At 64.3% G+C, this 19,176-nt stretch carries 23 protein-coding genes; 8 read left to right on the top strand and 15 right to left on the bottom strand.

Going from position 1 to position 19,176, the window contains the following annotated elements; all coding sequences use genetic code 11:
* Nucleotides 1–53 precede the first annotated feature (53 nt).
* Nucleotides 54–680 (bottom strand): hypothetical protein, encoded by a 627-nt coding sequence (locus tag U741_RS0103070; protein WP_029889025.1) that lies wholly within the window; start codon nucleotides 678–680, stop codon nucleotides 54–56.
* A 19-nt stretch (nucleotides 681–699) separates the two neighbouring features.
* Complete coding sequence (gene pyrE / locus U741_RS0103065) at nucleotides 700–1,347, bottom strand: orotate phosphoribosyltransferase (protein WP_029889024.1); 648 nt, start codon at nucleotides 1,345–1,347, stop codon at nucleotides 700–702.
* Between the two features lie 50 nt (nucleotides 1,348–1,397).
* Here pyrE and U741_RS0103060 point away from each other — a divergent pair, with 50 nt between their 5' ends.
* From U741_RS0103060 to U741_RS18820, 3 genes are all read left to right on the top strand, one after another.
* Nucleotides 1,398–2,168: an exodeoxyribonuclease III gene (locus U741_RS0103060; protein ID WP_029889023.1), complete on the top strand. Its 771-nt coding sequence runs from the start codon at nucleotides 1,398–1,400 to the stop codon at nucleotides 2,166–2,168.
* Nucleotides 2,169–2,207: 39 nt separating this feature from the next.
* Nucleotides 2,208–3,572 carry an AmpG family muropeptide MFS transporter gene (locus tag U741_RS0103055; RefSeq protein WP_029889022.1) on the top strand — a complete coding sequence of 455 codons (1,365 nt, stop codon included), beginning with the start codon at nucleotides 2,208–2,210 and terminating at the stop codon, nucleotides 3,570–3,572.
* 135 nt (nucleotides 3,573–3,707) lie between these two features.
* Nucleotides 3,708–4,471 (top strand): IS5 family transposase gene (locus U741_RS18820; protein WP_152551462.1). Its coding sequence is split into 2 segments (ribosomal slippage): nucleotides 3,708–4,080 and nucleotides 4,080–4,471, totalling 765 coding nucleotides; the frame shifts between segments, so codons are not numbered across the junction.
* A 9-nt stretch (nucleotides 4,472–4,480) separates the two neighbouring features.
* On the opposite strand, the gene U741_RS0103045 is transcribed toward U741_RS18820, so the two are convergent.
* The 8 genes from U741_RS0103045 to U741_RS0103010 all read right to left on the bottom strand — a co-directional run bounded on the left by U741_RS0103045 (nucleotide 4,481) and on the right by U741_RS0103010 (nucleotide 10,997).
* Nucleotides 4,481–4,780, bottom strand: coding sequence for a DUF6763 family protein (locus U741_RS0103045; RefSeq protein WP_029889021.1), 300 nt, complete (start codon nucleotides 4,778–4,780; stop codon nucleotides 4,481–4,483).
* A 77-nt stretch (nucleotides 4,781–4,857) separates the two neighbouring features.
* Nucleotides 4,858–5,889, bottom strand: coding sequence for an NADP(H)-dependent aldo-keto reductase (locus tag U741_RS0103040; protein WP_029889020.1), 1,032 nt, complete (start codon nucleotides 5,887–5,889; stop codon nucleotides 4,858–4,860).
* The gene (locus tag U741_RS0103035; protein WP_029889019.1) at nucleotides 5,886–6,776 is read right to left on the bottom strand and encodes a phosphoribulokinase; all 891 of its coding nucleotides are present in this window, start codon (nucleotides 6,774–6,776) and stop codon (nucleotides 5,886–5,888) included. The genes U741_RS0103040 and U741_RS0103035 overlap by 4 nt, the downstream gene beginning before the upstream one ends.
* Before the next feature lie 38 nt (nucleotides 6,777–6,814).
* The gene (gene trmB, locus U741_RS0103030) at nucleotides 6,815–7,540 is read right to left on the bottom strand and encodes a tRNA (guanosine(46)-N7)-methyltransferase TrmB (RefSeq protein ID WP_029889018.1); all 726 of its coding nucleotides are present in this window, start codon (nucleotides 7,538–7,540) and stop codon (nucleotides 6,815–6,817) included.
* Nucleotides 7,537–8,322, bottom strand: a complete 786-nt coding sequence (locus U741_RS0103025; protein WP_029889017.1) for a thiazole synthase — start codon at nucleotides 8,320–8,322, stop codon at nucleotides 7,537–7,539. Before U741_RS0103025 ends, trmB begins: the two co-directional genes overlap by 4 nt.
* Before the next feature lie 58 nt (nucleotides 8,323–8,380).
* Nucleotides 8,381–9,106, bottom strand: coding sequence for a SanA/YdcF family protein (locus U741_RS0103020; RefSeq protein ID WP_052378438.1), 726 nt, complete (start codon nucleotides 9,104–9,106; stop codon nucleotides 8,381–8,383).
* A 53-nt stretch (nucleotides 9,107–9,159) separates the two neighbouring features.
* Nucleotides 9,160–10,338 carry a vWA domain-containing protein gene (locus U741_RS0103015; RefSeq protein ID WP_029889015.1) on the bottom strand — a complete coding sequence of 393 codons (1,179 nt, stop codon included), beginning with the start codon at nucleotides 10,336–10,338 and terminating at the stop codon, nucleotides 9,160–9,162.
* 203 nt (nucleotides 10,339–10,541) lie between these two features.
* The gene (locus U741_RS0103010; RefSeq protein WP_029889014.1) at nucleotides 10,542–10,997 is read right to left on the bottom strand and encodes a PaaI family thioesterase; all 456 of its coding nucleotides are present in this window, start codon (nucleotides 10,995–10,997) and stop codon (nucleotides 10,542–10,544) included.
* Nucleotides 10,998–11,082: 85 nt separating this feature from the next.
* Here U741_RS0103010 and U741_RS0103005 point away from each other — a divergent pair, with 85 nt between their 5' ends.
* The 3 genes from U741_RS0103005 to U741_RS0102995 all read left to right on the top strand — a co-directional run bounded on the left by U741_RS0103005 (nucleotide 11,083) and on the right by U741_RS0102995 (nucleotide 13,877).
* The gene (locus U741_RS0103005) at nucleotides 11,083–11,673 is read left to right on the top strand and encodes a TetR/AcrR family transcriptional regulator (protein ID WP_029889013.1); all 591 of its coding nucleotides are present in this window, start codon (nucleotides 11,083–11,085) and stop codon (nucleotides 11,671–11,673) included.
* Between the two features lie 78 nt (nucleotides 11,674–11,751).
* Nucleotides 11,752–12,474: an SDR family oxidoreductase gene (locus U741_RS0103000; RefSeq protein ID WP_029889012.1), complete on the top strand. Its 723-nt coding sequence runs from the start codon at nucleotides 11,752–11,754 to the stop codon at nucleotides 12,472–12,474.
* 29 nt (nucleotides 12,475–12,503) lie between these two features.
* Nucleotides 12,504–13,877 carry an MFS transporter gene (locus U741_RS0102995; RefSeq protein ID WP_200872662.1) on the top strand — a complete coding sequence of 458 codons (1,374 nt, stop codon included), beginning with the start codon at nucleotides 12,504–12,506 and terminating at the stop codon, nucleotides 13,875–13,877.
* Between the two features lie 28 nt (nucleotides 13,878–13,905).
* Here U741_RS0102995 and U741_RS0102990 read toward each other — a convergent pair whose 3' ends face one another.
* A complete protein-coding gene (locus U741_RS0102990) occupies nucleotides 13,906–14,703 on the bottom strand; it encodes a hypothetical protein (protein ID WP_029889010.1) in 798 nt (265 codons plus the stop codon).
* A gap of 103 nt (nucleotides 14,704–14,806) precedes the next feature.
* Nucleotides 14,807–15,649 carry an SDR family oxidoreductase gene (locus tag U741_RS0102985; protein WP_235200024.1) on the bottom strand — a complete coding sequence of 281 codons (843 nt, stop codon included), beginning with the start codon at nucleotides 15,647–15,649 and terminating at the stop codon, nucleotides 14,807–14,809.
* Nucleotides 15,650–16,033: 384 nt separating this feature from the next.
* Here U741_RS0102985 and U741_RS0102980 point away from each other — a divergent pair, with 384 nt between their 5' ends.
* Nucleotides 16,034–16,465 (top strand): MAPEG family protein, encoded by a 432-nt coding sequence (locus U741_RS0102980; RefSeq protein WP_084154629.1) that lies wholly within the window; start codon nucleotides 16,034–16,036, stop codon nucleotides 16,463–16,465.
* 108 nt (nucleotides 16,466–16,573) lie between these two features.
* Here the strand turns inward: U741_RS0102980 and U741_RS0102975 are convergent, their stop codons facing one another.
* Both U741_RS0102975 and U741_RS0102970 read right to left on the bottom strand, forming a co-directional pair.
* Nucleotides 16,574–16,813, bottom strand: coding sequence for a hypothetical protein (locus U741_RS0102975; protein ID WP_029889007.1), 240 nt, complete (start codon nucleotides 16,811–16,813; stop codon nucleotides 16,574–16,576).
* Nucleotides 16,814–16,889: 76 nt separating this feature from the next.
* Nucleotides 16,890–17,678 carry an enoyl-CoA hydratase/isomerase family protein gene (locus U741_RS0102970; RefSeq protein ID WP_029889006.1) on the bottom strand — a complete coding sequence of 263 codons (789 nt, stop codon included), beginning with the start codon at nucleotides 17,676–17,678 and terminating at the stop codon, nucleotides 16,890–16,892.
* Between the two features lie 352 nt (nucleotides 17,679–18,030).
* On the opposite strand from U741_RS0102970, the gene U741_RS0102965 reads away from it, so the two are divergent.
* The gene (locus tag U741_RS0102965; RefSeq protein WP_029889005.1) at nucleotides 18,031–18,594 is read left to right on the top strand and encodes a hypothetical protein; all 564 of its coding nucleotides are present in this window, start codon (nucleotides 18,031–18,033) and stop codon (nucleotides 18,592–18,594) included.
* 258 nt (nucleotides 18,595–18,852) lie between these two features.
* Here the strand turns inward: U741_RS0102965 and U741_RS0102960 are convergent, their stop codons facing one another.
* Nucleotides 18,853–19,173: a cytochrome C oxidase subunit IV family protein gene (locus U741_RS0102960; protein ID WP_029889004.1), complete on the bottom strand. Its 321-nt coding sequence runs from the start codon at nucleotides 19,171–19,173 to the stop codon at nucleotides 18,853–18,855.
* Nucleotides 19,174–19,176: the final 3 nt, after the last annotated feature.

Raw genomic sequence — 19,176 nt, 5'->3', positions numbered from 1 at the left:
TGTCCAAACGCTTTGTTGGAAGCGCTGCACTGGAGCGGGCGTTCCTCCCACTGTTATGGGGCTGTGCCTGCGCTTGAAGCCTTGAGCTCGGCAAACCGCTCGGCATCGGCGGCATATCGTGCCTGTAAGGTGCTCTGCTGTTCGGTGAGGCCTTCGAGCGCCGCCAGGTGGCCGGCCAAATCGGCCTCGAAGCTGCGCAGTTGTTCGAGCAGCTTTGCAGGGATGGGGCGACCCTCGTTGTCGAGCCGCGCCTGGCGTTCGCGAAGCTCGGCCACGGCCGCTTCAGTGTCGGCCACCGCCTGTTCTGCCAACTCTTTGCGGGCGGCGACGGCTTCAAGCCGGCGGTCGCCCTGGGCGGTCAGCTCATCAAGGTCGCGGTAGGTTTGCAGCAGGAAGCGGTCGTAGGCAGCCTGCCGTTCGGTGAGCGCGGCTTCTTCTGCGGCGCGAAGGGTGGCCTCGGCCTGGGCCTGGCGCTCGACTTCGGTCGGTTGTCGCGGTCGGACTTCCACGACCATGCCGCGGGAATTGACGACCTGGCGTTCCCGGGCGCTGACCTCCGGAGGGGCGACATCGCCGCAGGCCTTGCGGCCGTTATCGTCGGTCCAGCAGATGATGCGGGCGTGGGACACGGTGGCCAGCGTCAGGGACAGGATGAGCAACGTGCCTTGGGTGACCCGCATTGTCTGGCTCTGCCGCATGTCAACGCACTCCGTATTGCCCCTGGTAGGCGTGGATGGCCGCCCGCGTGGCCTCATGCTCGGCATCCTGCCCGAGAAAATCCAGTACCTGGTCGACGTTGACCAGCGACAGCACTGGCACACCCGTGTCATGACTCATGGCTTGTACGGCAGATTGGCCCGGCTGTGGACCCTGTTCCTGACGATCGAGTGCGATCAGGGCCGCGACCGGTTCGGCGCCGGCGGCGCGCAGGATGCCGATGGCCTCGCGCAGCGCGGTGCCGGCGGTGAGCACGTCGTCCACCAACACGACGCGTTTGCCGGCCAGCGATGAACCCACCAGCGTGCCGCCTTCGCCATGGGTCTTGGCTTCTTTGCGGTTGTAGGCAAAGGGCACGTCGCGCCCGCGTTCGGCCAGCGCGATGGCCACCGCCGCCGCCAGCGGAATGCCCTTGTAGGCGGGGCCGAACAGCGCGTCGAACGCCAGATCGGCATCGAGCAAGGTTTGCGCATAGGCGCGCGCCAACCGCATCAGCGCGGCGCCGGAGCTGATCTGGCCCAGGTTGAAAAAGTACGGCGACACGCGCCCGGATTTCAGCGTGAACGCGCCGAAACGCAGCACGTTGTGACCGAGGGCGAGCTCGATAAAGTCGCGTTGATGAGGCTGCATTGCGGGCGCTTCCGTTAGTCTTTGCCGACCATTTTACGAGTGAGCCGCACGTGCGCATCGTCAGCATCAATACCAACGGCATCCGCTCGGCTTCGCGCAAGGGTTTTTTCGAGTGGCTGGCGGGCAGTGGCGCCGATGTGGTCTGCGTCCAGGAAACCAAGGCGCAGGAGGCCGATCTGGATGACGGCTTTCGCCCCGACGGTTGGCACGTGGCGTTTTGCAGCGCGGTGAAAAAGGGGTATTCCGGCACGGCGGTGTACAGCCGACGTGCACCCGATGCCGTGCATGACCGTCTGGGCATGGCCGAATTCGATGATGAAGGGCGCTATCTGGCCTTCGATTTTGGCGGCCTCACGGTGGCGTCGCTGTACCTGCCCTCCGGCTCGTCCGGCCCCGAACGGCAAGAAAGCAAGGACCGCTTTCTCGACTTCTTCGAGCCACGTCTCAAAGCCATGGCCGGCGACGGGCGCGACTACGTGCTTTGCGGGGACTGGAACATCGCACACCGCGAAATTGACCTGAAGAACTGGCGATCCAACCGCAAGAACTCGGGCTTTCTGCCGCACGAACGCGAATGGATGACCCGCGTGTTGGGCGAACACGGTTGGATCGATGCCTTCCGCCATCTGTATCCCGACGCTGAGGGCGAGGCCTACACCTGGTGGTCAAATCGCGGCAACGCCTGGGCCAACAACGTCGGGTGGCGCATCGACTATCAACTGGTTACGCCGGGCCTGGCGGCGCGACTCAAGGTAGGGTTTGTCTACAAGGACCAACGTTTTTCCGACCACGCGCCGCTGGTGATTGACTATGCCGATTGAGGACGCTCGCAGGCCCGGCGGGTTGGCGGAGGCGTGCGGGTGAGCGCTGACGCGGGCTGGAAGGCGGCATTTGCCGCCTACGGACAGCGCCCGGTGCGGGCGATGCTGTTTCTGGGGTTTTCAGCCGGGCTGCCCTTTTTGCTGGTGTTCGGCACGCTCTCAGCGTGGCTGACCCAGGCCGGAGTGGCGCGCTCGACCATCGGTCTGCTGAGCTGGGTGGGCCTGGCCTACTCAATCAAGTTCTTCTGGGCCCCGGTGGTCGACCGGCTGGCCCTGCCGCTGTTGACCCGCGCACTCGGTCGGCGCCGCAGCTGGATGCTGCTGGCCCAGGCCGGACTGATGAGCGGCCTGTGCCTGATTGCATGGGGCGACCCGGCGACCAACCTGTCGGTGATCGTCTGGGCGGCGCTGCTGGTGGCGTTTTCGTCCGCCACACAGGACATCGCCATCGACGCTTGGCGCATTGAGGCCGCCGAAACCGAACTGCAGGGGGCCATGGCAGCGGCCTACCAGTTGGGCTATCGCATCGCGCTGCTGGCGGCCGGCGCCGGCGCGCTGGTCATGGCCAGCCGTTATGACTGGTCGGTGGCCTACTTCGCCATGGCGGCACTGGTAGGGGTGGGCGTTGTCACCACGCTGCTGATCCGCGAGCCCGAAACCAAGGTTGACCGCGCCGCACTGGCGAGCGAGGCGCGGGTCACCGCGTTTATCGAGGCGCGTCCGCACTGGCCGCAGCCGCTACGTCAGGCCGGCGCGTGGCTGACCGGCGCGGTGGTGTGTCCGTTTCTCGACTTCTTTACCCGCAACGGCGTGCGCACCGCGCTGTTGATGCTGATGTTTATCGGCGCATTCCGATTGCCGGACATCACCATGGGCGTAATGGCCAACCCGTTTTACCTGGACATGGGTTATTCGCTGCAGCAGATCGCAGCGGTGGCCAAGGTCTATGGCGTGATCATGACCATCGTCGGCGCGGCGCTGGGCGGGGTCGCGGTGTTTCGGCTGGGGTTGTTCACGTCACTGATGATTGGCGGCGTGCTGGCGATGCTCACCAATCTGACCTTCGCCGCACTGGCGCTGGTGCCCGATCCCGACGTGCTGGGCCTGACCCTGGTGATCAGCGCCGAAAACCTGGCGTCCGGCTTTGCCGGCTCGGCCTTCATCGCTTACCTCTCGAGCCTTACCAACACGCTGTACACGGCGACCCAATACGCGCTGTTTTCGTCACTGTTCACGCTGCCGGGCAAGCTGCTGGCAGGCGGATCGGGATTCGTGGTCGAGGCAGCGGGCTATCCGATCTTCTTCGCCTACACCGCAGCGCTGGGGCTGCCGGCGCTGTTGCTGATCATCGGGTTGCGGCGGCGCGCTTTGCTTGCCGCGTTGCCGCAGCAGGCGCCGCCGTGATCGTGTCCACCGATTGTTGGGGGGTCGGGGTTGGCGACCAACGGCAGCAAAGGGTGCTCTGCGGCCGACACGGGCCCTAGGCTGTGTCGTCACGAGATATGATAAGCGCCCCTTAAGGCCACAACGAGCGATCTTATGAAGGAGTCCTTTCGTCGCCACGATCTTTCGGATCGAGACTGGGCGTTGCTTGAACCCCATCTGCCTGGTCAAGCCGGGCAGTGGGGCGGCGTCGCCAAGAACAATCGCCAGTTCATCAATGCGGTCCTGTGGATTGTGCGGACGGGGGCTCCTTGGCGCGACTTGCCTCCGGCCTACGGCGATTGGAAAAACACGCATCGACGCTTCTGTCGCTGGCGCGATAGCGGCGTGTGGGAAGCCTTGCTCGACCGCTTGATCGACGAGCCTGACTTCGAGTGGTTGATGATTGATGCCAGCCATTGCAAGGTTCACCCTCATGCGGCCGGTGCTCGCGGGGGCAATCAAGGCATCGGTCGTACAAAAGGGGGCTCAACACCAAGATACATCTGGCCGTGGATGCGCATGGTATGCCGGTCCGAATCCTTGCTACAGAAGCTACCCGAGCGGATTGTGTGGAAGCTTCAACCCTGATCCAAGGCTTCAGTGCCGAGCACCTGATCGCTGACAAGGGTTATGACAGCAACACAATCATTGAGCAGGCTCAAGCACAAGGAATGCGGGCGGAAATCCCCCCGCGCAAGAACCGCAAGGTGCTACGCGAATTCGACAAGCACCTGTATCGTCAGCGGCACTTGGTCGAGAATGCGTTCTTGCATCTCAAGCAATGGCGTGGCATCGCCACGCGTTACGCCAAGAACCTGTCCTCTTTCCTCGCCGCTGCCCAGATTCGGTGCATGGTCCTTTGGCTCACAATCTCGTGACGACACTGCCTAGAGCCCGAAATCATCCAGATGTGACAGCGGCTCGCGCAGCGGGTCGGTCCAAGGTCGGTCGTCTTCCAGCCCGAAGTCGTCGCGCTCGGTGTCGAAGGCGCCGTCGAGATCTTCAGGCGCCTCGCGAGGCACGGCCGCGAGTTCCAGCCAACTGTCGAAGTCGTACTCCTCCAGCGTGCCGTCGTAGTGCTGGACCAGCACCAACTCGTGCTCCGGATCGAGCCCGACGATCTCGAAGCTTTGCTGCGGGGTCTGGAACCACTGCCCGACCGACATTTCACTGAGCCACTGGGCCATTTCGTCCTCCTGCTGCTGGATGACTGCGTGGCCTCAGTTCTACGCCGGTCGATGCGGCGCAGCAACCGGTACGCTGATCAAGGGCAGGGAATGGTGTACCGCTGGTGGATGTCGTCAATGCCTTTGAGCAGCGCGTCGCTGAGTTCGACCTCGGCACTTGCGAGGTTGGCGTCGAGTTGCGCCAGCGTGGTGGCGCCGATGATGTTGCTGGTCACAAACGGCTGCTGGTTGACGAACGCCAGTGCCAGATGCACGGGGTTCAGTCCGTGATCGCGGGCCAGGGCCACGTACTCACGGGTGGCCTTGATGCCTTGTGCGCCGTTGTAGCGCGAGAAGCGCTTGAACAGGGTCAGGCGGCCGTTCGCCGGCCAGATGTCGCCCAGGTATTTGCCGCTGAGCATGCCGAAGGCCAGCGGTGAATAGGCCAGCAAACCGACCTGTTCACGGTGGGCGAATTCGGACAGCCCCACCTCAAAGCTGCGATTGAGCAGCGAGTAGGGGTTCTGGATACTGGCGATGCGCGGCAGCCCGGCATCCCGCGCCATACGCAGGTACTCGCTCACGCCCCAGGGCGTTTCGTTGGAGATGCCGATGTGCCGCACCTTGCCGCTCTGCACCAAGGTTTCGAGCGCCCGCAGCGATTCTTCGATGGGCGTGCCGAGTCGGTCGTTGTGCTCGTAGCTGAGCTTGCCGAAGTAGTTGGTGGGGCGCTCGGGCCAGTGCAGCTGATACAGGTCGATGACATCGGTCTGCAGGCGTTTCAGGCTGCTGTCGCAGGCTTCGATGAGCTGCTCACGCGTCAGCCGCGGGCCCCCGCGCACGTAATTGACCATGCCCGGGCCCATCGCCTTGGTGGCCAACAGCACGTCGTTGCGGCGCCCGGTCCTGGCAAACCAGCTGCCGATAATGCGTTCGGTGGCGCCGTAGGTTTCTTCCATGGGCGGCACCGGGTACATCTCGGCGGCGTCGATCAGGTTGACGCCGGCGGCCAGCGCGCGGTCGATCTGCGCGTGGCCTTCAGCCTCGGTGTTCTGCTGGCCCCAGGTCATGGTCCCCAGGGTGATCAGGCTGACGTCGAGGCCGGTGTGGCCCAGCGGGCGGGTCTTCATGTCGCGACTCCGGGGTCTTTGGGAATTCGGGTCACCAGTGCCTTCACTGCCGGCGTGAGGATGCGCAGCATGGCGTCGCTGATCAGCGCGCCGGGGATCACCAACGTGTGCGGGTGCGAGACGAAGGCGCCAGGAAGCTCAGCCTGCAGGGCCTCGACATCGACCTGGATGCGGCCGTTCGGGCGAAAGTGCGCCACCACCAGCGACTCATCGGGCCCGGGAATGTCGCGCACCACGAACGGGTTGGAGGTGTCGACCAGCGGCACCCGCTGAAAGTTGATGTCGGTGCGCGAGAACTGCGGCGTGATATAGGTCACGTAGTCGGGCATGCGGCGCAGAATGGTGGTCATCACGTCTTCGGGCCGATGGCCGCGCTCGTCGGTGTCGCGGCGGATTTTCTGGATCCACTCCAGGTTGATGACTGGCGTCACGCCAATCAGCAGGTCCATGTGCTTCTGGATGTCGACGTCATCACCGACATGGCCGCCATGCAGGCCCTCATAGATGAGCAGGTCGCTGTTCTTGGGCAGCCGCTCCCAAGCGGTGAAGGTGCCGGGCGCCTGATTCACCGCGTCGCCCTCGGCCTGGGTGTGCAGATAGCGGCGAATCTTGCCGGTGCCGGCGTTGCCGTACTCGGCCAGACAGGCTTCGAGACGCTCAAGAAGATTGCCCGCCGGACCGAACAATGAAAAATTTTCGCCGCGGATACGCGCACGTTCAATGGCGATTCGCAGCTGTTCGCGGTCGTAAGCATGAAATGCGTCACCTTCGATCACGGCGGCTTCGACGTTCAGATCGCGGGTAATGTCGAGCAACACGCGTAGCGCGGTGCTGGTGCCCGCGCCGCTGGCGCCAGTGATGCCGATGATGGGATGGGCGACGCTCATGGACGAATCGTGAGGACCGGGCGTCTACTTATCCCACATCACGCCGATGTCGTGTGTGTGTCAGGCGTGCGGATATAGGCCAGATCGAACACCGAATGCCCCAGGCGCTCGCCGCGCTTCTCGAAGCGGGTGAGCGTTCGCTCCGGCGGTTTGGGCACGTAATCGGCCGTGGCGCTGAGGTTGCGCAGGCCCGGCTCGGCGTTGAGCACCTCGACCATCTGCACCGCGTAGTCGGCCCAGTCGGTGGCCAGACGCAGGCACCCGCCGGGCTTGAGCACGCGCACTGCGCGCCGGGCGAAGCTGGGCTGCACCAGACGCCGCTTGTTGTGGCGTTTCTTGTGCCACGGGTCGGGGAACTGGATCACCAGCTCGTCAAGCGACGCATCGGCAATGCAGCGGTCCAGCACTTCGATGGCATCAGTGCTGTAGACCCGGACGTTGCCCAGGCCTGCAGCGTGCACGCGCGACAGCAGGTGTCCGACACCGGGGCGGTGCACTTCCACGCCGATGAAATCGGTTTGCGGCTGCGCGGTGGCACGCCCGAGCAGGTAGTCGCCGACGCCAAAGCCGATCTCGAAAACCAGCGGCGCGGTGCGACCAAAGGTTTGCACGGGGTCGAGCGGCTGCTCGGGGTCCAGGCCGTAGCGTGGTAGCAAGTCCTCCATGGCGCTTTGCTGGCCCACTGTCATACGTCCCTCGCGACGCACGAAGGAGCGAATCGGGCGGTGCTTTTTTTCTTCGCCCTGCGGTGCGTCGTCGCTCACGTGGCTATGCCGTCCAGCGGTGAGCTGGCCGAGGCGTAGCGGCGCCGCGGCATGCGACCGGCCAGAAAGGCCTCGCGCCCGGCTTCGATGGCCTTGCGCATGGCCGAGGCCATCAGTACCGGCTGCTTGGCTTCGGCAATGGCGGTGTTCATCAGCACGCCGTCACAGCCCAATTCCATGGCGATGGCGGCATCGCTGGCGGTGCCGACACCGGCATCGACGATGATCGGCACCGTCGCGTTCTCAATGATGGTCAGGATGTTGTAGCGGTTCTGAATTCCCAGGCCCGAGCCAATCGGCGCGGCCAGCGGCATCACCGCCACGCAGCCCATGGTCTCCAGGCGCTTGCAGAGAATCGGGTCGTCGCTGCAGTAAACCATCACGTCAAACCCGTCTTTGATCAGGGTTTCGGCGGCGGCCAGGGTGGCGGTCATGTCGGGGTAAAGCGTCTGGGCATCGCCCAGCACTTCGAGCTTGACCAGCTTGTGACCGTCGAGCAGTTCACGCGCCAGGCGGCAGGTTTGCACGGCATCGTCAGCGGTGTAGCAACCGGCGGTGTTGGGCAGCAGGGTGAACTGGTCCGGCGGCAAGACGTCGAGCAGGTTGGGCTCGCCGGGGAGCTGGCCGAGATTGGTGCGGCGCAGCGCCACGGTGACGATCTGTGCGCCGCTGGCGTCGATGGCGGCGCGGGTCTCGGCAAAGTCGCGGTACTTGCCAGTGCCCACCAACAGACGTGAGTCATAGCGCCGGCCGGCAAGGGTCAGGGGTCGGGGGTCGGTCATGTGGCTCGGGAAAAGGGACGGCTGAATGTTGCGGACGGTGGCCACCCGGGGCGGGGGGTCATTCGGCCCCGGCGGGCACGGCTGTGGGCTCGAACTCAGGCTCGATGCTCGGCAAGGGGCTGGGCCGGGGGGGGATGCCTTCGGGCTCGCCCATGAACTTGGGTTGGGTGTTGAGCACGTAAATGTCGAGTACCGCCTTGAAGCGGGCGAGGATCTCGCGAAACGGGTCGCGACGCCCCAGGTCTTCGCTGCTGCCGACGCGTGCCAGATAGGCCACCGACGTGCGGATACCCAACTGCCGGGCGATGAACAGCGCACGCGGCGCATGGTAGTGATGCGTGATGATGGTGTAACGCGGCAGGCCCCAGACGGTTTGGGCGCGCACGATGCTGTCGAAGGTGCGGAAGCCGGCAAAGTCCATGGTGATGTCTTCACCCGGTACGCCCAGCTCGACCAGCGCGCGGCGCATCTGTCGCGGCTCGTTGTAGGTCTCGTCGGGGTTGGCGCCCGACACGATCAGGTGCTTGACCTTGTTGGCGTGATACAGCTCGGCGGCGGCGCGGATGCGGCCCTGAAACTCCTGGTTGGGACCGCCACTGCGTGAGCGGTGACTGGTGCCCAGAATCAGCCCCACCTCGGTTTCCGGCAGCAGCGCCAAATCGCGATACAGGCTGGACTTGGTGCTGTTGATGATCCAGCGATTGGCGCCCAGCACCAACAGGGCAAAAATGAAGAAGCCGAACATCAGCCAGCGCAAAGTACGGCGGCGAACCGACGGGCGCATCAGTCGGTTCCGGTCAAGTGCGGCGCGCAAGAAGGTTTGCTCATGGCCCTAGTCTAATGAGCCAGACGTTTCATCGCGCCTTCCAGCCCGGCCAGACTGAGCGGAAACATGCGATCCACCCCGATCAACCGCTGCGTGACCTGGCACGACTGCGAGTGCTGCCAATAATCCTCACGCTCGGGATTCAGCCATACCAGCCGCGGAAAATGTCGTTGCAAGCGTTCGATCCAGACGCTGCCGGCCTCTTCGTTCCAGTGCTCCACGCTGCCACCCGGCGAGGTGATCTCGTAGGGGCTCATCGCCGCGTCGCCCACGAAAATCACCCGGTAATCGCCGGTGAACTTGTGGAGGATGTCGTAGACCGGAATGCGCTCGGAATGGCGCCGCACATTGTCTTTCCAAACACTTTCGTAGAGAAAGTTGTGGAGGTAATAAGTCTCAAGGTGCTTGAACTCGCCCTTGGTCGCCGAGAACAATTCTTCGCAGACGCGAATGTGCGGGTCCATGGAGCCGCCAATGTCGAAGAACAGCAGCAGCTTGGTCGCGTTGCGGCGCTCGGGCACCATCTTGATGTCGAGCCAGCCGGCGTTGCGCGCTGTGGAGCCGATGGTGTCGTCAATATCCAGCACTTCTTCGGCGCCTTCACGCGCGAAGCGGCGCAGGCGGCGCAGCGCCACTTTAATGTTGCGGGTGCCGAGTTCCAGCGTGTCGTCGAGGTTTCTGAACTCGCGTTTCTCCCAGACCTTGACCGCCGACTTGTTACCGCCCGGCCCGCCGATGCGCACGCCCTCGGGGTTGAAGCCGCCGTGGCCGAATGGCGACGTGCCGTTGGTCCCGATCCACTTGCTGCCGCCTTCATGGCGTTCTTTTTGCTCCTCGAGTCGCTGCTTGAGGGTTTCCATCAGCTGATCGAGTCCGCCAAGGGCCTGAATCTTGGCCTTCTCCTCTTCGGTGAAATGCCGATCAACCTGCTTCTTCAGCCAGTCCTCCGGCAGCGTGGTGAACAGCTCGCCGGTGACGGCCTCCACGCCCTTGAAGTAGGCGGCAAATGCGCGGTCAAAGCGGTCGTACTGCGACTCGTCCTTGACCAGCGCGGCGCGCGACAGATGATAGAAATCATCCAGCGAAAAAATCGCCACGTGCTTGGAGAGCGCCTCCAGCAGCATGAGAAATTCCGACAGCGCTGCTTTGACGCCGGCTTCGCGAACCGTAAAGAAAAATGTGAAGAGCATCGGGAATCGGCCCTCCGGCACGATGAGCGACAAAATCGACGTCCAGTTTACGGGCAGGCCGTGGCCGGTGCCGAGCGCTTGCGGATCTATCGGGTCGCGATCCAGGTCGTCTGCGACCCGTTCGAATGCGGCGCCGGTGCCCGGTTGTCGCAGCACAACGCCAGGCTGGCACCGTCAACTATCGACGCCCCATGCCTATGGCGTCAGCCGGCAGGGCGCTCCATCACCAGCAGGGTGGACGTTGCCGAGGCCAGCAGCCGGTCCTGGTCGTCCAGCAATTTGGCCTCGGCAAACGCGACTCGACGGCCCATCGTCAGCACGGTGCCGATGGCGCGCACCGGCCCCGTGTCGGCGGTCATGCCGCGGTGATAGGCGATCTTGAGCTCCAGCGTCGTGTAGGCCTGATCGGCCTTCAGGCGGCTGTGCACCGCGCAGCCGCAGGCGGAGTCGAGCAGCGTGGCGGCATAACCGCCGTGCACCGAGCCAATGGGGTTATAGAGCTGTGGTCCCGGTGTGCCGACGAACACCGCCCGGCCCTCGGCAATTTCGTCGAGGCTGAAGCCCATGGTGTCGCCGATGGGCGGCTGGCGCCCGGCGGCGAGCAGGTTCTGAAGTTGTTGCAGACCGGTGGTGGGGGCATCGCTGGTCATGACGTTCATGCTGAAATCCATCAAGGAAAGAAGAAGTTGACGAGGTCGTCTGGCGCAAATAATATGACGATCATCATAATTATGGCAAGTCGTCATGGCCGCTACCCAGAGTCGCAGAGAACAGACCCACGCCCGCATTGTCGGTGCCGCCGCGCGGGCGATTCGTCGTGCGGGCTACCAGGGCGTCGGCGTCGCCGACATCATGAAAGAGGCGGGCTTGACCCACGGCGGGTTCTACGCGCACTTCGCCAACCGCGACGCTTTACTGGTGGAGGCGATTGAACACGCCGGCGCGGCGGGCATGCAGAATCTGGTCGATGCCACCGCCCGGCGCGAGGCCCGAGGGACAAGCCGTTTCAAGGCCTTGGTGTCGTCCTATCTGGCCGACAGGCACATTGCGGCGGTTGAAGAAGGGTGCCCGATCTCGGCGTTGCTGAGCGAAATGCCGCGTCAGAGCCCTGAGGTGCAGGCCGCGTCGCGGCGCCGCATTCAGGGCTTTGTGGCCGCAGTGCGCGAACGGCTGCCTGCGGGCGCGCCGGCAGATGCGGCAGAAACGCTGGCCAGCACCCTGGTGGGCGCGCTGCAGCTGGCCCGTGCCTTGGGTGACAACCCGCAGGGCCGCGGGTTTCTGGCCAGCCAGCGGGCCGCGTTGTTGGCCGCGTACGAGGGCGAGAACAGGTCCTGAAATGCTTCACTGCAGGGCTCGAAGCGCCGCAGAAATATGATGTTCTTCATAACAGGCAACTCACTGGGAGTGGTCCAAATGAAAATTGAAAATGCGGTGGTGCTGGTGACCGGCGCCAATCGCGGGCTGGGTCGCGCGTTTGCACAGGCCGCTCTGGCGCGGGGCGCGCGCAAGGTCTACGCCGCCGCGCGAGACCCGGCAACGCTGCAGGATCTGCCCGGCGTGGTGCCGTTGCGGTTGGACGTCACCCGCGCCGCCGACGTTGCCCGGGTGGCGGCGGAATGCGGCGATGTCACGGTGTTGGTCAACAATGCCGGCATCGCGCACCAGGGCGGATTTTTTGCCGACGACACCATCGAGCTGGCGCAGCGGCAGCTCGACACCAACTATTTCGGCCCACTGCGGATGAGCCGGGCGTTTGCGCCGCTGCTGGCGGCCAATGGCGGCGGCGCGATTCTCAATGTCCTTTCGATTGCCAGTTGGCTGAACGGGCCGCTGCTGGGCGCTTACGGCGTGTCGAAGTCGGCGGCTTGGGCGCTGACCAACGGCCTGCGCCTGGAGTTGGCGCCGCAGGGCACGCTGGTGACCGGTCTGCACGTTGGCTTTGTCGACACCGACTTGACGCGCGGCCTGGACGTGCCGAAGTCGTTGCCTGCCGACGTGGTCCGGGCGGCGTTCGATGGTCTGGAGGCCGGTGATGACGAAGTGCTGGCCGACGACATCAGCCGCATGGTCAAGCAGGGCCTGTCGGCAAGTCCGGCCATTTATGTGACCGGCCTGCCCTCGTCGGCTGCCGAATGAGCGCAACGGAGGCCGTTCGAGACGTGGGGATGACCCCCACCGCGATACCGGCACCGTGGCCGGTGTTCTGGGTGGCCAGCATCGCCGTGTTTCTGGTGTCGTTGGACAGCACGCTGCTGTTCGCAGCCTTCGGCACGCTGCGCGACGGGTTTCCAGGCGTGTCGCCCGCCAACCTGTCGTGGGTGCTCAACGCCTACACCGTGGTGTTTGCGGCGATGCTGATTCCGGCCGGAGGCTTGGCCGACCGGTTCGGCCGCAAGCGGCTTTTCTTGAGCGGCGTGGCGATCTTCCTGTTGGCGTCGGTGGCTTGCGGGCTGTCGCCCAACGTTCATGCCCTGATCGCGGCGCGGGTGTTCCAGGCCGTGGGCGCGGCGCTGCTCACGCCGGCATCGCTGTCGCTGGTGCTCGACGCTTTTCCGGTTTCGCAGCGCGCCATGGCGGTCAGTCTGTGGGGCGCGGTTGGCGCGCTGGCCGCTGCCGCCGGACCGGGTCTGGGCTCGATACTGGTCGACACGCTGGGCTGGCCGTGGGCGTTTTATCTCAACCTGCCGCTGGGGCTGCTGTCGCTGTGGAAAGGGCGCACGTTGTTGCGCGAGTCGCTACCGGCCGCCCGGCCAAGGCCGCTGGACTGGACCGGCATGACCTTGCTGATGGTCGGCGTGGCTGCCATCACGCTGGCGATCGTGCAGCTGGAATCGACGGATTGGACTCGCGCCCGTATTGCCATCGTCGCCGCTGGCGGCACCCTGGCGCTGCTGACGTTCGTGGCCTGGACCCGCTGGGCACGGGCACCGCTGGTTGATCCGGCGCTGTTCGCGCATCGCACCTATCGCTACGTCAACCTGGCGACGCTGTGGTTTGGCGTGGCTTTCGCGATGATGTTCTTCACGTTTTTCTTTTTCACCACCGGCGTGTGGGGCTACGACCTGCCACAGGCTGGCATGGCCATCACCCCGGGACCGCTGATGGTGATTCCCACCGCCATCATCGTCGGGCGGCTGGCCGGTCGCTTGGGGCACCGCCCGTTCCTGGTGGGGGGCTCGGCGATCTATGCCGCCAGTGCTTTGTGGTTTCTGCTGGTGCCCGGGGTCGAGCCGAATTACCTGCGTGACTGGCTGCCCGGCCTGCTATTGAGTGGCATCGCCGTGGGCATGGTGCTGCCGTCGCTGTCGGGTGCGGCCGTGGCCAAATTGCCGGTGGCGCATTACGCGGTGGGCAGTGCCTTCAATCAGGCGACGCGGCAGATCGGCGGCGTGCTCGGTGTGGCCATCACGGTGCTGTTGCTGGGTGATGGCCGGGTGCAGCTGGACGACTTCAAGCCGCTCTACCTGATCCATGTGGGTCTGGCCGTGCTGACCGGACTGCTCTGCCTGCCCGTGGACACCCGGCCGGGATCGGCGTGAGCCGCACCGGCCGGGCCCAAGCGCGCGGTTACCGCGCTACCGACACGGGTTGCGGCAGGAATTTGGTCAGCCCATAGACCGCAATGGCGCACAACGCGATGCTGATGAGCGTGCCGGCCCAGACCAGGCCCATGCTGAACTCGGCGGGCGACAGGTGCAGCGCGATGATGATCGGCCAGCCGAGGCCGAAGTTACCGCCCAGCATGGTGACCGGGAACAGCACGAACAGCCCCAGCAGGCCCACGGTGCTCGGCAGGCGCCGCCACAGATGCACGGCCATCACCGTAAAGATGATGGTCTGCGTGCCTTCCAGCACGCCAATCACGAACGGGTAGTTCCAAAGCCGCAACACGTACGGGCCGAAGTATTCGTACACGCCCACACCCGTGCCGATGCCCTCGAACACGCAGGAGGCGAAGATCTCGGCGCCCCAGATGATGAACAGCAGTTGCGGCGTCATGCGGCCCTCGAACATGCGCCGCCCGGCATAGAGGCAGGCGGTGGCGTAGAGAATCACGTAACCGCTGTGCGACCACCACGGCTGCACGATGCCGAAGGCGGTGAAGTGCGACAGCATCGCGCCCGGCTCGCCCTCGTGCACGTCGTAAAACCACAGATCAAACGCCACGTCGTAGAGCGGCTCGGCAAAGGCGCCGACACAGGCGGCAAGAATTGCGAAGAGGTAGAACGCCGTGCGCTGCGCGCGGCCCATCCGCACAGCGATGATCAACATCACGATCACGATGCCCCAGCTGACGAACGTGAAGATGTTCTGCCAGAACAGGTTCAGCTCTTGCTGCATGACCTCAGGCGGGACAAACCCCATGGCGCGACTCCTCTCTTGTAATGCGCTGATGGTAGCCAGCGACAGGCGCTGGGCCTATCAAGAAACGCTCATGCAAGGTGGGTGGTCGCGTTGAGGGCGGCGATCAGGCGGCAAGGAATCCGCCGTCGACGACCAGCTCGCTTCCGGTAATCCAGCAACCGGCATCCGAGGCGAGAAAGCGCACCGCCCTGGCGATATCGACGGGCTGTCCCAAGCCCATCAGGTGCGCCGCGTCGAACGCCGCCTCGGCGGCACTCTCGTCGGGCGCAATGCCGAGCTTGACGAAATCCTGCAGCGTCTTGGTGCCCATCTCGGTCTTGATCAGCCCAGGATGGACCGAGTTCACCCTGATCCCGTATTGCAGGCGTCCACACTCCACGGCGGCCGCCTTGGTCATCAACCGCACTGCGCCTTTGGAGGCGCAGTAGGCGCCCAGACCCATCACGCCCTTGAAACCGGCGGCGGACGAAAGATTGACGATGCTGCCACCACGACCGGAGATGCCGCCCGGGCGCATCGTGCGAATCGCGTGTTTGATGCCCAGAAACACCGTGGTGCCGTTGAGCTCCATCTGGCGCCGGTAGTCCTCGACCGAGGTATCGGCGAAGAACCCGGCAAGCTCAAATCCGGCGTTGTTGACGACGAGATCCAGGCCGCCAAACGCCTCGACCGCCGTCGCGACACCCCGCTCCCAGTCGGCTTCAGACGTGGCATCAAGCGTTGCAAATTGCGCCGCAGGGCCAAAGCGGGCTGCGGTGCGCTCGCCCTCGGGGGTCAGGATGTCGGTGACCAGTACCGACGCTCCGCCCTCGACCAATGACTCCACGATGGCGGCGCCGATACCGCGCGCCGCGCCGGTGACGAGGGCGACGCGCCCTTCGACTCGATAAGGATCCTGAGCTGACATGTGGCTCTCCCTGTGGTGGTGGTTGTCGGCCTGCGCCAAGCCCGCGCGCCAGCCATCTGCAGTGAACACTAGTCGCGCCGGTATGCGGCCTGAACCCCTGAACGGGGGGCGCCAGGCTTCGGGCGCGTGAGCGGCAGCGGCAGCGTCGCCGGGGCCACGGCGTGATTTGATCCAACGCGTTCGCCATTCTGGGCGGCTTGGCCCTTGTACGAACCGCCGGGTCATCACGCTGCACCCGGTGTGTCGATCACCTGGCCCTGAGTGCGTTGCCTTCAACGCCCGTTAACAGTTGTCGGATCGCCGCGTTGTGGAGGAGGGTCAGAAAGGTCACGAGGTTCATCGGTGGCGGCTCTCAAAGCTGACGTGAGCGGGGCGCACGCGGTTGACCTATGCTCCGGGGCCTTTTGACCACAGGCTTACACCATGATCTCGTCCCCGCTCATCCCTCCCCTTTTGGCCATGATCGCCCTGACCGCAGGCGTGTGGGTGGCCATGGTCGTCCAGCGCCTGGGCGCACAAAAGAAGCTGGGTCTGCCGATTGATGCCTTTGCCAGCCGGGCGTCCACCAGTGCGGCGTTCGGGCCTTACGAAAAGGCGGCGAATCACTACATGAATCTGTTTGAGGCCCCGGTGCTGTTTTACGTGCTCGTGGCGGTGTCGCTGGCGACGGGGATAGTGACGCCGCTGACGGTGACCTTGGCCTGGGTGTTCGTCGGCTTTCGAGTGGCCCATGCCTTGATTCATTGCAGCTACAACAACGTCAGCCATCGGGGTGCAACATTTCTACTGGGCGCGCTGGTGCTGTGGATCAACTGGGCGCAGTTCGGATGGGCGTTGTTGTCGTCCGGGGGCTGAGGTCTCGTCAGCCTGCCAAACGAAAACCGCCCCGGTAAACGGGGCGGTTCGTGCGGCGGGTGGTCGCGCGTCTCTAGTGGGCGCGCGTGAGCGGTATTGCGAAGGCGTCTATTCTTCGTCCTCGTCGTCACCATTGATGGTGATCGAGGTGTTCGAGTCGGCGTCGTCGCTCTCGTAGCTCATCGAGCCATTCTCGGTGTCGACATCAACGCTGGTGCCTTCCGAGTCTTCTGCGGCGGCGGCGGCGGCCGGGCTGGAGGCGGCTTCGGGCGGCGGCGCTTCTTCTTTGGAGCAGGCACCCAGCGTCAGGGCAAGTGCGGCGGCGGCGGTCATAAACAGATAACGCATAAGTAACCCCTTAGGTTTGTGAGACGAAACGTGACGCTAGCATGCGCTTCCTGAACGTGAAGTTCGAGCGCCGCCCTCAGCGACCTCGAAACCGGGCGATACGCCGTTCGACAAAGGCCAGAATGCCCTCGCGCGCGTCATCGGTTGCGGCGGCGCGCACCAGGCTCTGCACCTCGTCTTCGAGCTGACGTTCGAAGCCCTGGCTCAATGCCGTGGTGAACAGCCGCCGCAGCTCGCCATAAGCGCGGGTGGGGCCGTTGGCCAAGCGCACTGCGGCGGCTTCGGCTTCTTGCTGCAATGTGGCGTCGTCAACCAGGTAATCGACCAGGCCGCACTGCAGGCCCTCTTCGGCACTGAGCACCTCGCCCAGCAGCAGAAAGCGCCGCGCCCGCGACAGGCCCATCCGCGAGGCCAGGGTAAAGGTGGCGCCCATGTCGCAGGTGTAGCCGATTTTGGTGTACGCGCCGCCGAGCTTTGCGGAGCGCGCGCAGTACACCAGATCACAGCCGGCGAGCAGGCCCACGGCGCCGCCCATGGCGGTTGCATGGACGGCCGCGACGATGGGCGCATCAAGCCGCGCCAGCCGCTGCACGCCGGTGTGCAGGCCGCCGGCCCACTCGCGAATGTGATTGGGCAGGCCGTCAAGCGATTGCGAGAACATTTTCACGTCGCCACCGACGCTGAAGAAATCACCGTTGGCCTTGAGTAGCACCGCCCGTACGTCCTTGCGGCCCGCCAACTCGCCACCGACGCGGCCCAGATCGGCACAGAAAGCCGCATTGAACGGATTGCCAAGCTTTGGCTGGTTGAGGATCAGGTGAGCGACACCGTCGGTGACTTGCAGCTGGAGCGATTCATACGCCATGCGGGGTTTCCTTGCCGTGCGGAGAGGGGGGGTGAAGGCCGCAGCACGGACTCACCTGAATACACTTGAAGTGTGCCGTCTCGCGGGCCGGGATGCAGATACGCCGAGGCCGGTGCAGGGCTTTTAACGGATTCATGATCGGCCACTTGGTGACGGCTTGTCCGCAGGCCGACCCTTCGAGCGAGGGTCTGGCGCCGACGGAATGGGAGGGCTATGCTGGCCGCGAGTCAAGTGAGTGTTTTCGCATGCCAGCAGTTGAGTTGTTTGCTGACCAAGATTGACGACCTCGCGCTGTCATATAACGACAGAGGTTGCATCTCCGGCAAACGAACGAGAGGAGATGGCCATGAAGATGACGCGTTACTTTTTCATCAGTGACGACCTCGACGATCTCGAACACCTCGAAGAAGAACTTGAGCGTGCCGGTATCGTCACCCCGCAGATTCACCTGCTCACCAACGATGACGGTGCGGCTGAACAGCACAACCATCTGCACAAGGTGGCGTCGTTCATGAAACGGGACATCGTCCATTCCACCCTGATCGGGGCCGTCGCGGGCATCTGTGCGGCGACGCTGGTCCTGGTGACGGCGTTCACGGCAGGGTGGACCGCGACCGAGGCGGGCTGGATGCCGTTCATATTCCTGTCGGTGGTGTTGCTCGGTTTTCTGACCTGGCAAGGCGGCCTGTGGGGTATCCAGCGACCCAACGTTCACTTTCTGCACTTCGAGAAGGCGCTGAAGGAAGGCAATCACGTGTTCTTCGTCGACCTCGAGCCCGGTCAGGACAAGATGGTCAAGCGCCTGGTGAAGCGGCATCCGCGGCTCAAGGAAGCCGGCACCGCAGCAGGCGCCCCGCATTGGCTGATTTTCTGGCAGCACCGGGTGACGCGCTTCTTCGTCAAGACCTGGCCGTAGGGCGGCATTTGGGGGCCGGGCGACCGCCGTGATCACGGCGGTCGCCTGAGGGAGCGCACAACGGTGGCGCAGCGCTGAAATCTGTTCAGAGCGTTCCGAGGCCAGTGCAGTGTTTCCAACAAAGCGTTAGGCGATGGCGCGTGCGTTGGCGTGCAGATCGAGGCGCATCGATACGGGATCGTGGGCACTATCGCGACGATGAGCAACGAAGCGCGGTGCTCAAGTGCGCCGCCAGAACGAATGAATTGTTAACAGGCCCTAGTTCAGCCCGAAGATCAGGCGCGAGAACAGGGTGTAGTTCGACTCCAGAATCATCAGTGCCATCAGGAACGCCAAGGCGCCAGTGGGCACGATGACCACCATCACCAGCGCCATGCGTTCCCAGACCATGTGCATGAACACCGCCATGATCAGCCCCGCCTTGAGCAGCATGAACAGCGTGATCAGCGAAAACTTGAGCAGGCCTTCCAGGCCCACGTAGTCGACCATGTACGACATCACGCTGAGCACGAACAGCAGCCCCCAGATCCACAGGTAGGTGCTGAGCGGGTGCTGCTGATGGGCTTGATCGTGTGTCATGGC

Source organism: Polycyclovorans algicola TG408 (assembly GCF_000711245.1).
Taxonomy (GTDB): Bacteria; Pseudomonadota; Gammaproteobacteria; order Nevskiales; family Nevskiaceae; genus Polycyclovorans; species Polycyclovorans algicola.
This window is presented reverse-complemented; position numbering and strand designations above follow the sequence as displayed.

Bases quoted from the DNA above. Each gene is read 5' to 3' on its own strand.
- U741_RS0103070 (WP_029889025.1), bottom strand. From the start codon at position 680: ATGCGGGTCACCCAAGGCACGTTGCTCATCCTGTCCCTGACGCTGGCC.
- pyrE (WP_029889024.1), bottom strand. From the start codon at position 1,347: ATGCAGCCTCATCAACGCGACTTTATCGAGCTCGCCCTCGGTCACAAC.
- U741_RS0103045 (WP_029889021.1), bottom strand. From the start codon at position 4,780: ATGGCCCAGTGGCTCAGTGAAATGTCGGTCGGGCAGTGGTTCCAGACC.
- U741_RS0103040 (WP_029889020.1), bottom strand. From the start codon at position 5,889: ATGAAGACCCGCCCGCTGGGCCACACCGGCCTCGACGTCAGCCTGATC.
- U741_RS0103035 (WP_029889019.1), bottom strand. From the start codon at position 6,776: ATGAGCGTCGCCCATCCCATCATCGGCATCACTGGCGCCAGCGGCGCG.
- U741_RS0103025 (WP_029889017.1), bottom strand. From the start codon at position 8,322: ATGACCGACCCCCGACCCCTGACCCTTGCCGGCCGGCGCTATGACTCA.
- U741_RS0103020 (WP_052378438.1), bottom strand. From the start codon at position 9,106: ATGCGCCCGTCGGTTCGCCGCCGTACTTTGCGCTGGCTGATGTTCGGC.
- U741_RS0103015 (WP_029889015.1), bottom strand. From the start codon at position 10,338: ATGCTCTTCACATTTTTCTTTACGGTTCGCGAAGCCGGCGTCAAAGCA.
- U741_RS0103010 (WP_029889014.1), bottom strand. From the start codon at position 10,997: ATGAACGTCATGACCAGCGATGCCCCCACCACCGGTCTGCAACAACTT.
- U741_RS0103005 (WP_029889013.1), top strand. From the start codon at position 11,083: ATGGCCGCTACCCAGAGTCGCAGAGAACAGACCCACGCCCGCATTGTC.
- U741_RS0103000 (WP_029889012.1), top strand. From the start codon at position 11,752: ATGAAAATTGAAAATGCGGTGGTGCTGGTGACCGGCGCCAATCGCGGG.
- U741_RS0102995 (WP_200872662.1), top strand. From the start codon at position 12,504: ATGACCCCCACCGCGATACCGGCACCGTGGCCGGTGTTCTGGGTGGCC.
- U741_RS0102990 (WP_029889010.1), bottom strand. From the start codon at position 14,703: ATGGGGTTTGTCCCGCCTGAGGTCATGCAGCAAGAGCTGAACCTGTTC.
- U741_RS0102980 (WP_084154629.1), top strand. From the start codon at position 16,034: ATGATCTCGTCCCCGCTCATCCCTCCCCTTTTGGCCATGATCGCCCTG.
- U741_RS0102975 (WP_029889007.1), bottom strand. From the start codon at position 16,813: ATGCGTTATCTGTTTATGACCGCCGCCGCCGCACTTGCCCTGACGCTG.
- U741_RS0102970 (WP_029889006.1), bottom strand. From the start codon at position 17,678: ATGGCGTATGAATCGCTCCAGCTGCAAGTCACCGACGGTGTCGCTCAC.
- U741_RS0102965 (WP_029889005.1), top strand. From the start codon at position 18,031: ATGACGCGTTACTTTTTCATCAGTGACGACCTCGACGATCTCGAACAC.
- U741_RS0102960 (WP_029889004.1), bottom strand. From the start codon at position 19,173: ATGACACACGATCAAGCCCATCAGCAGCACCCGCTCAGCACCTACCTG.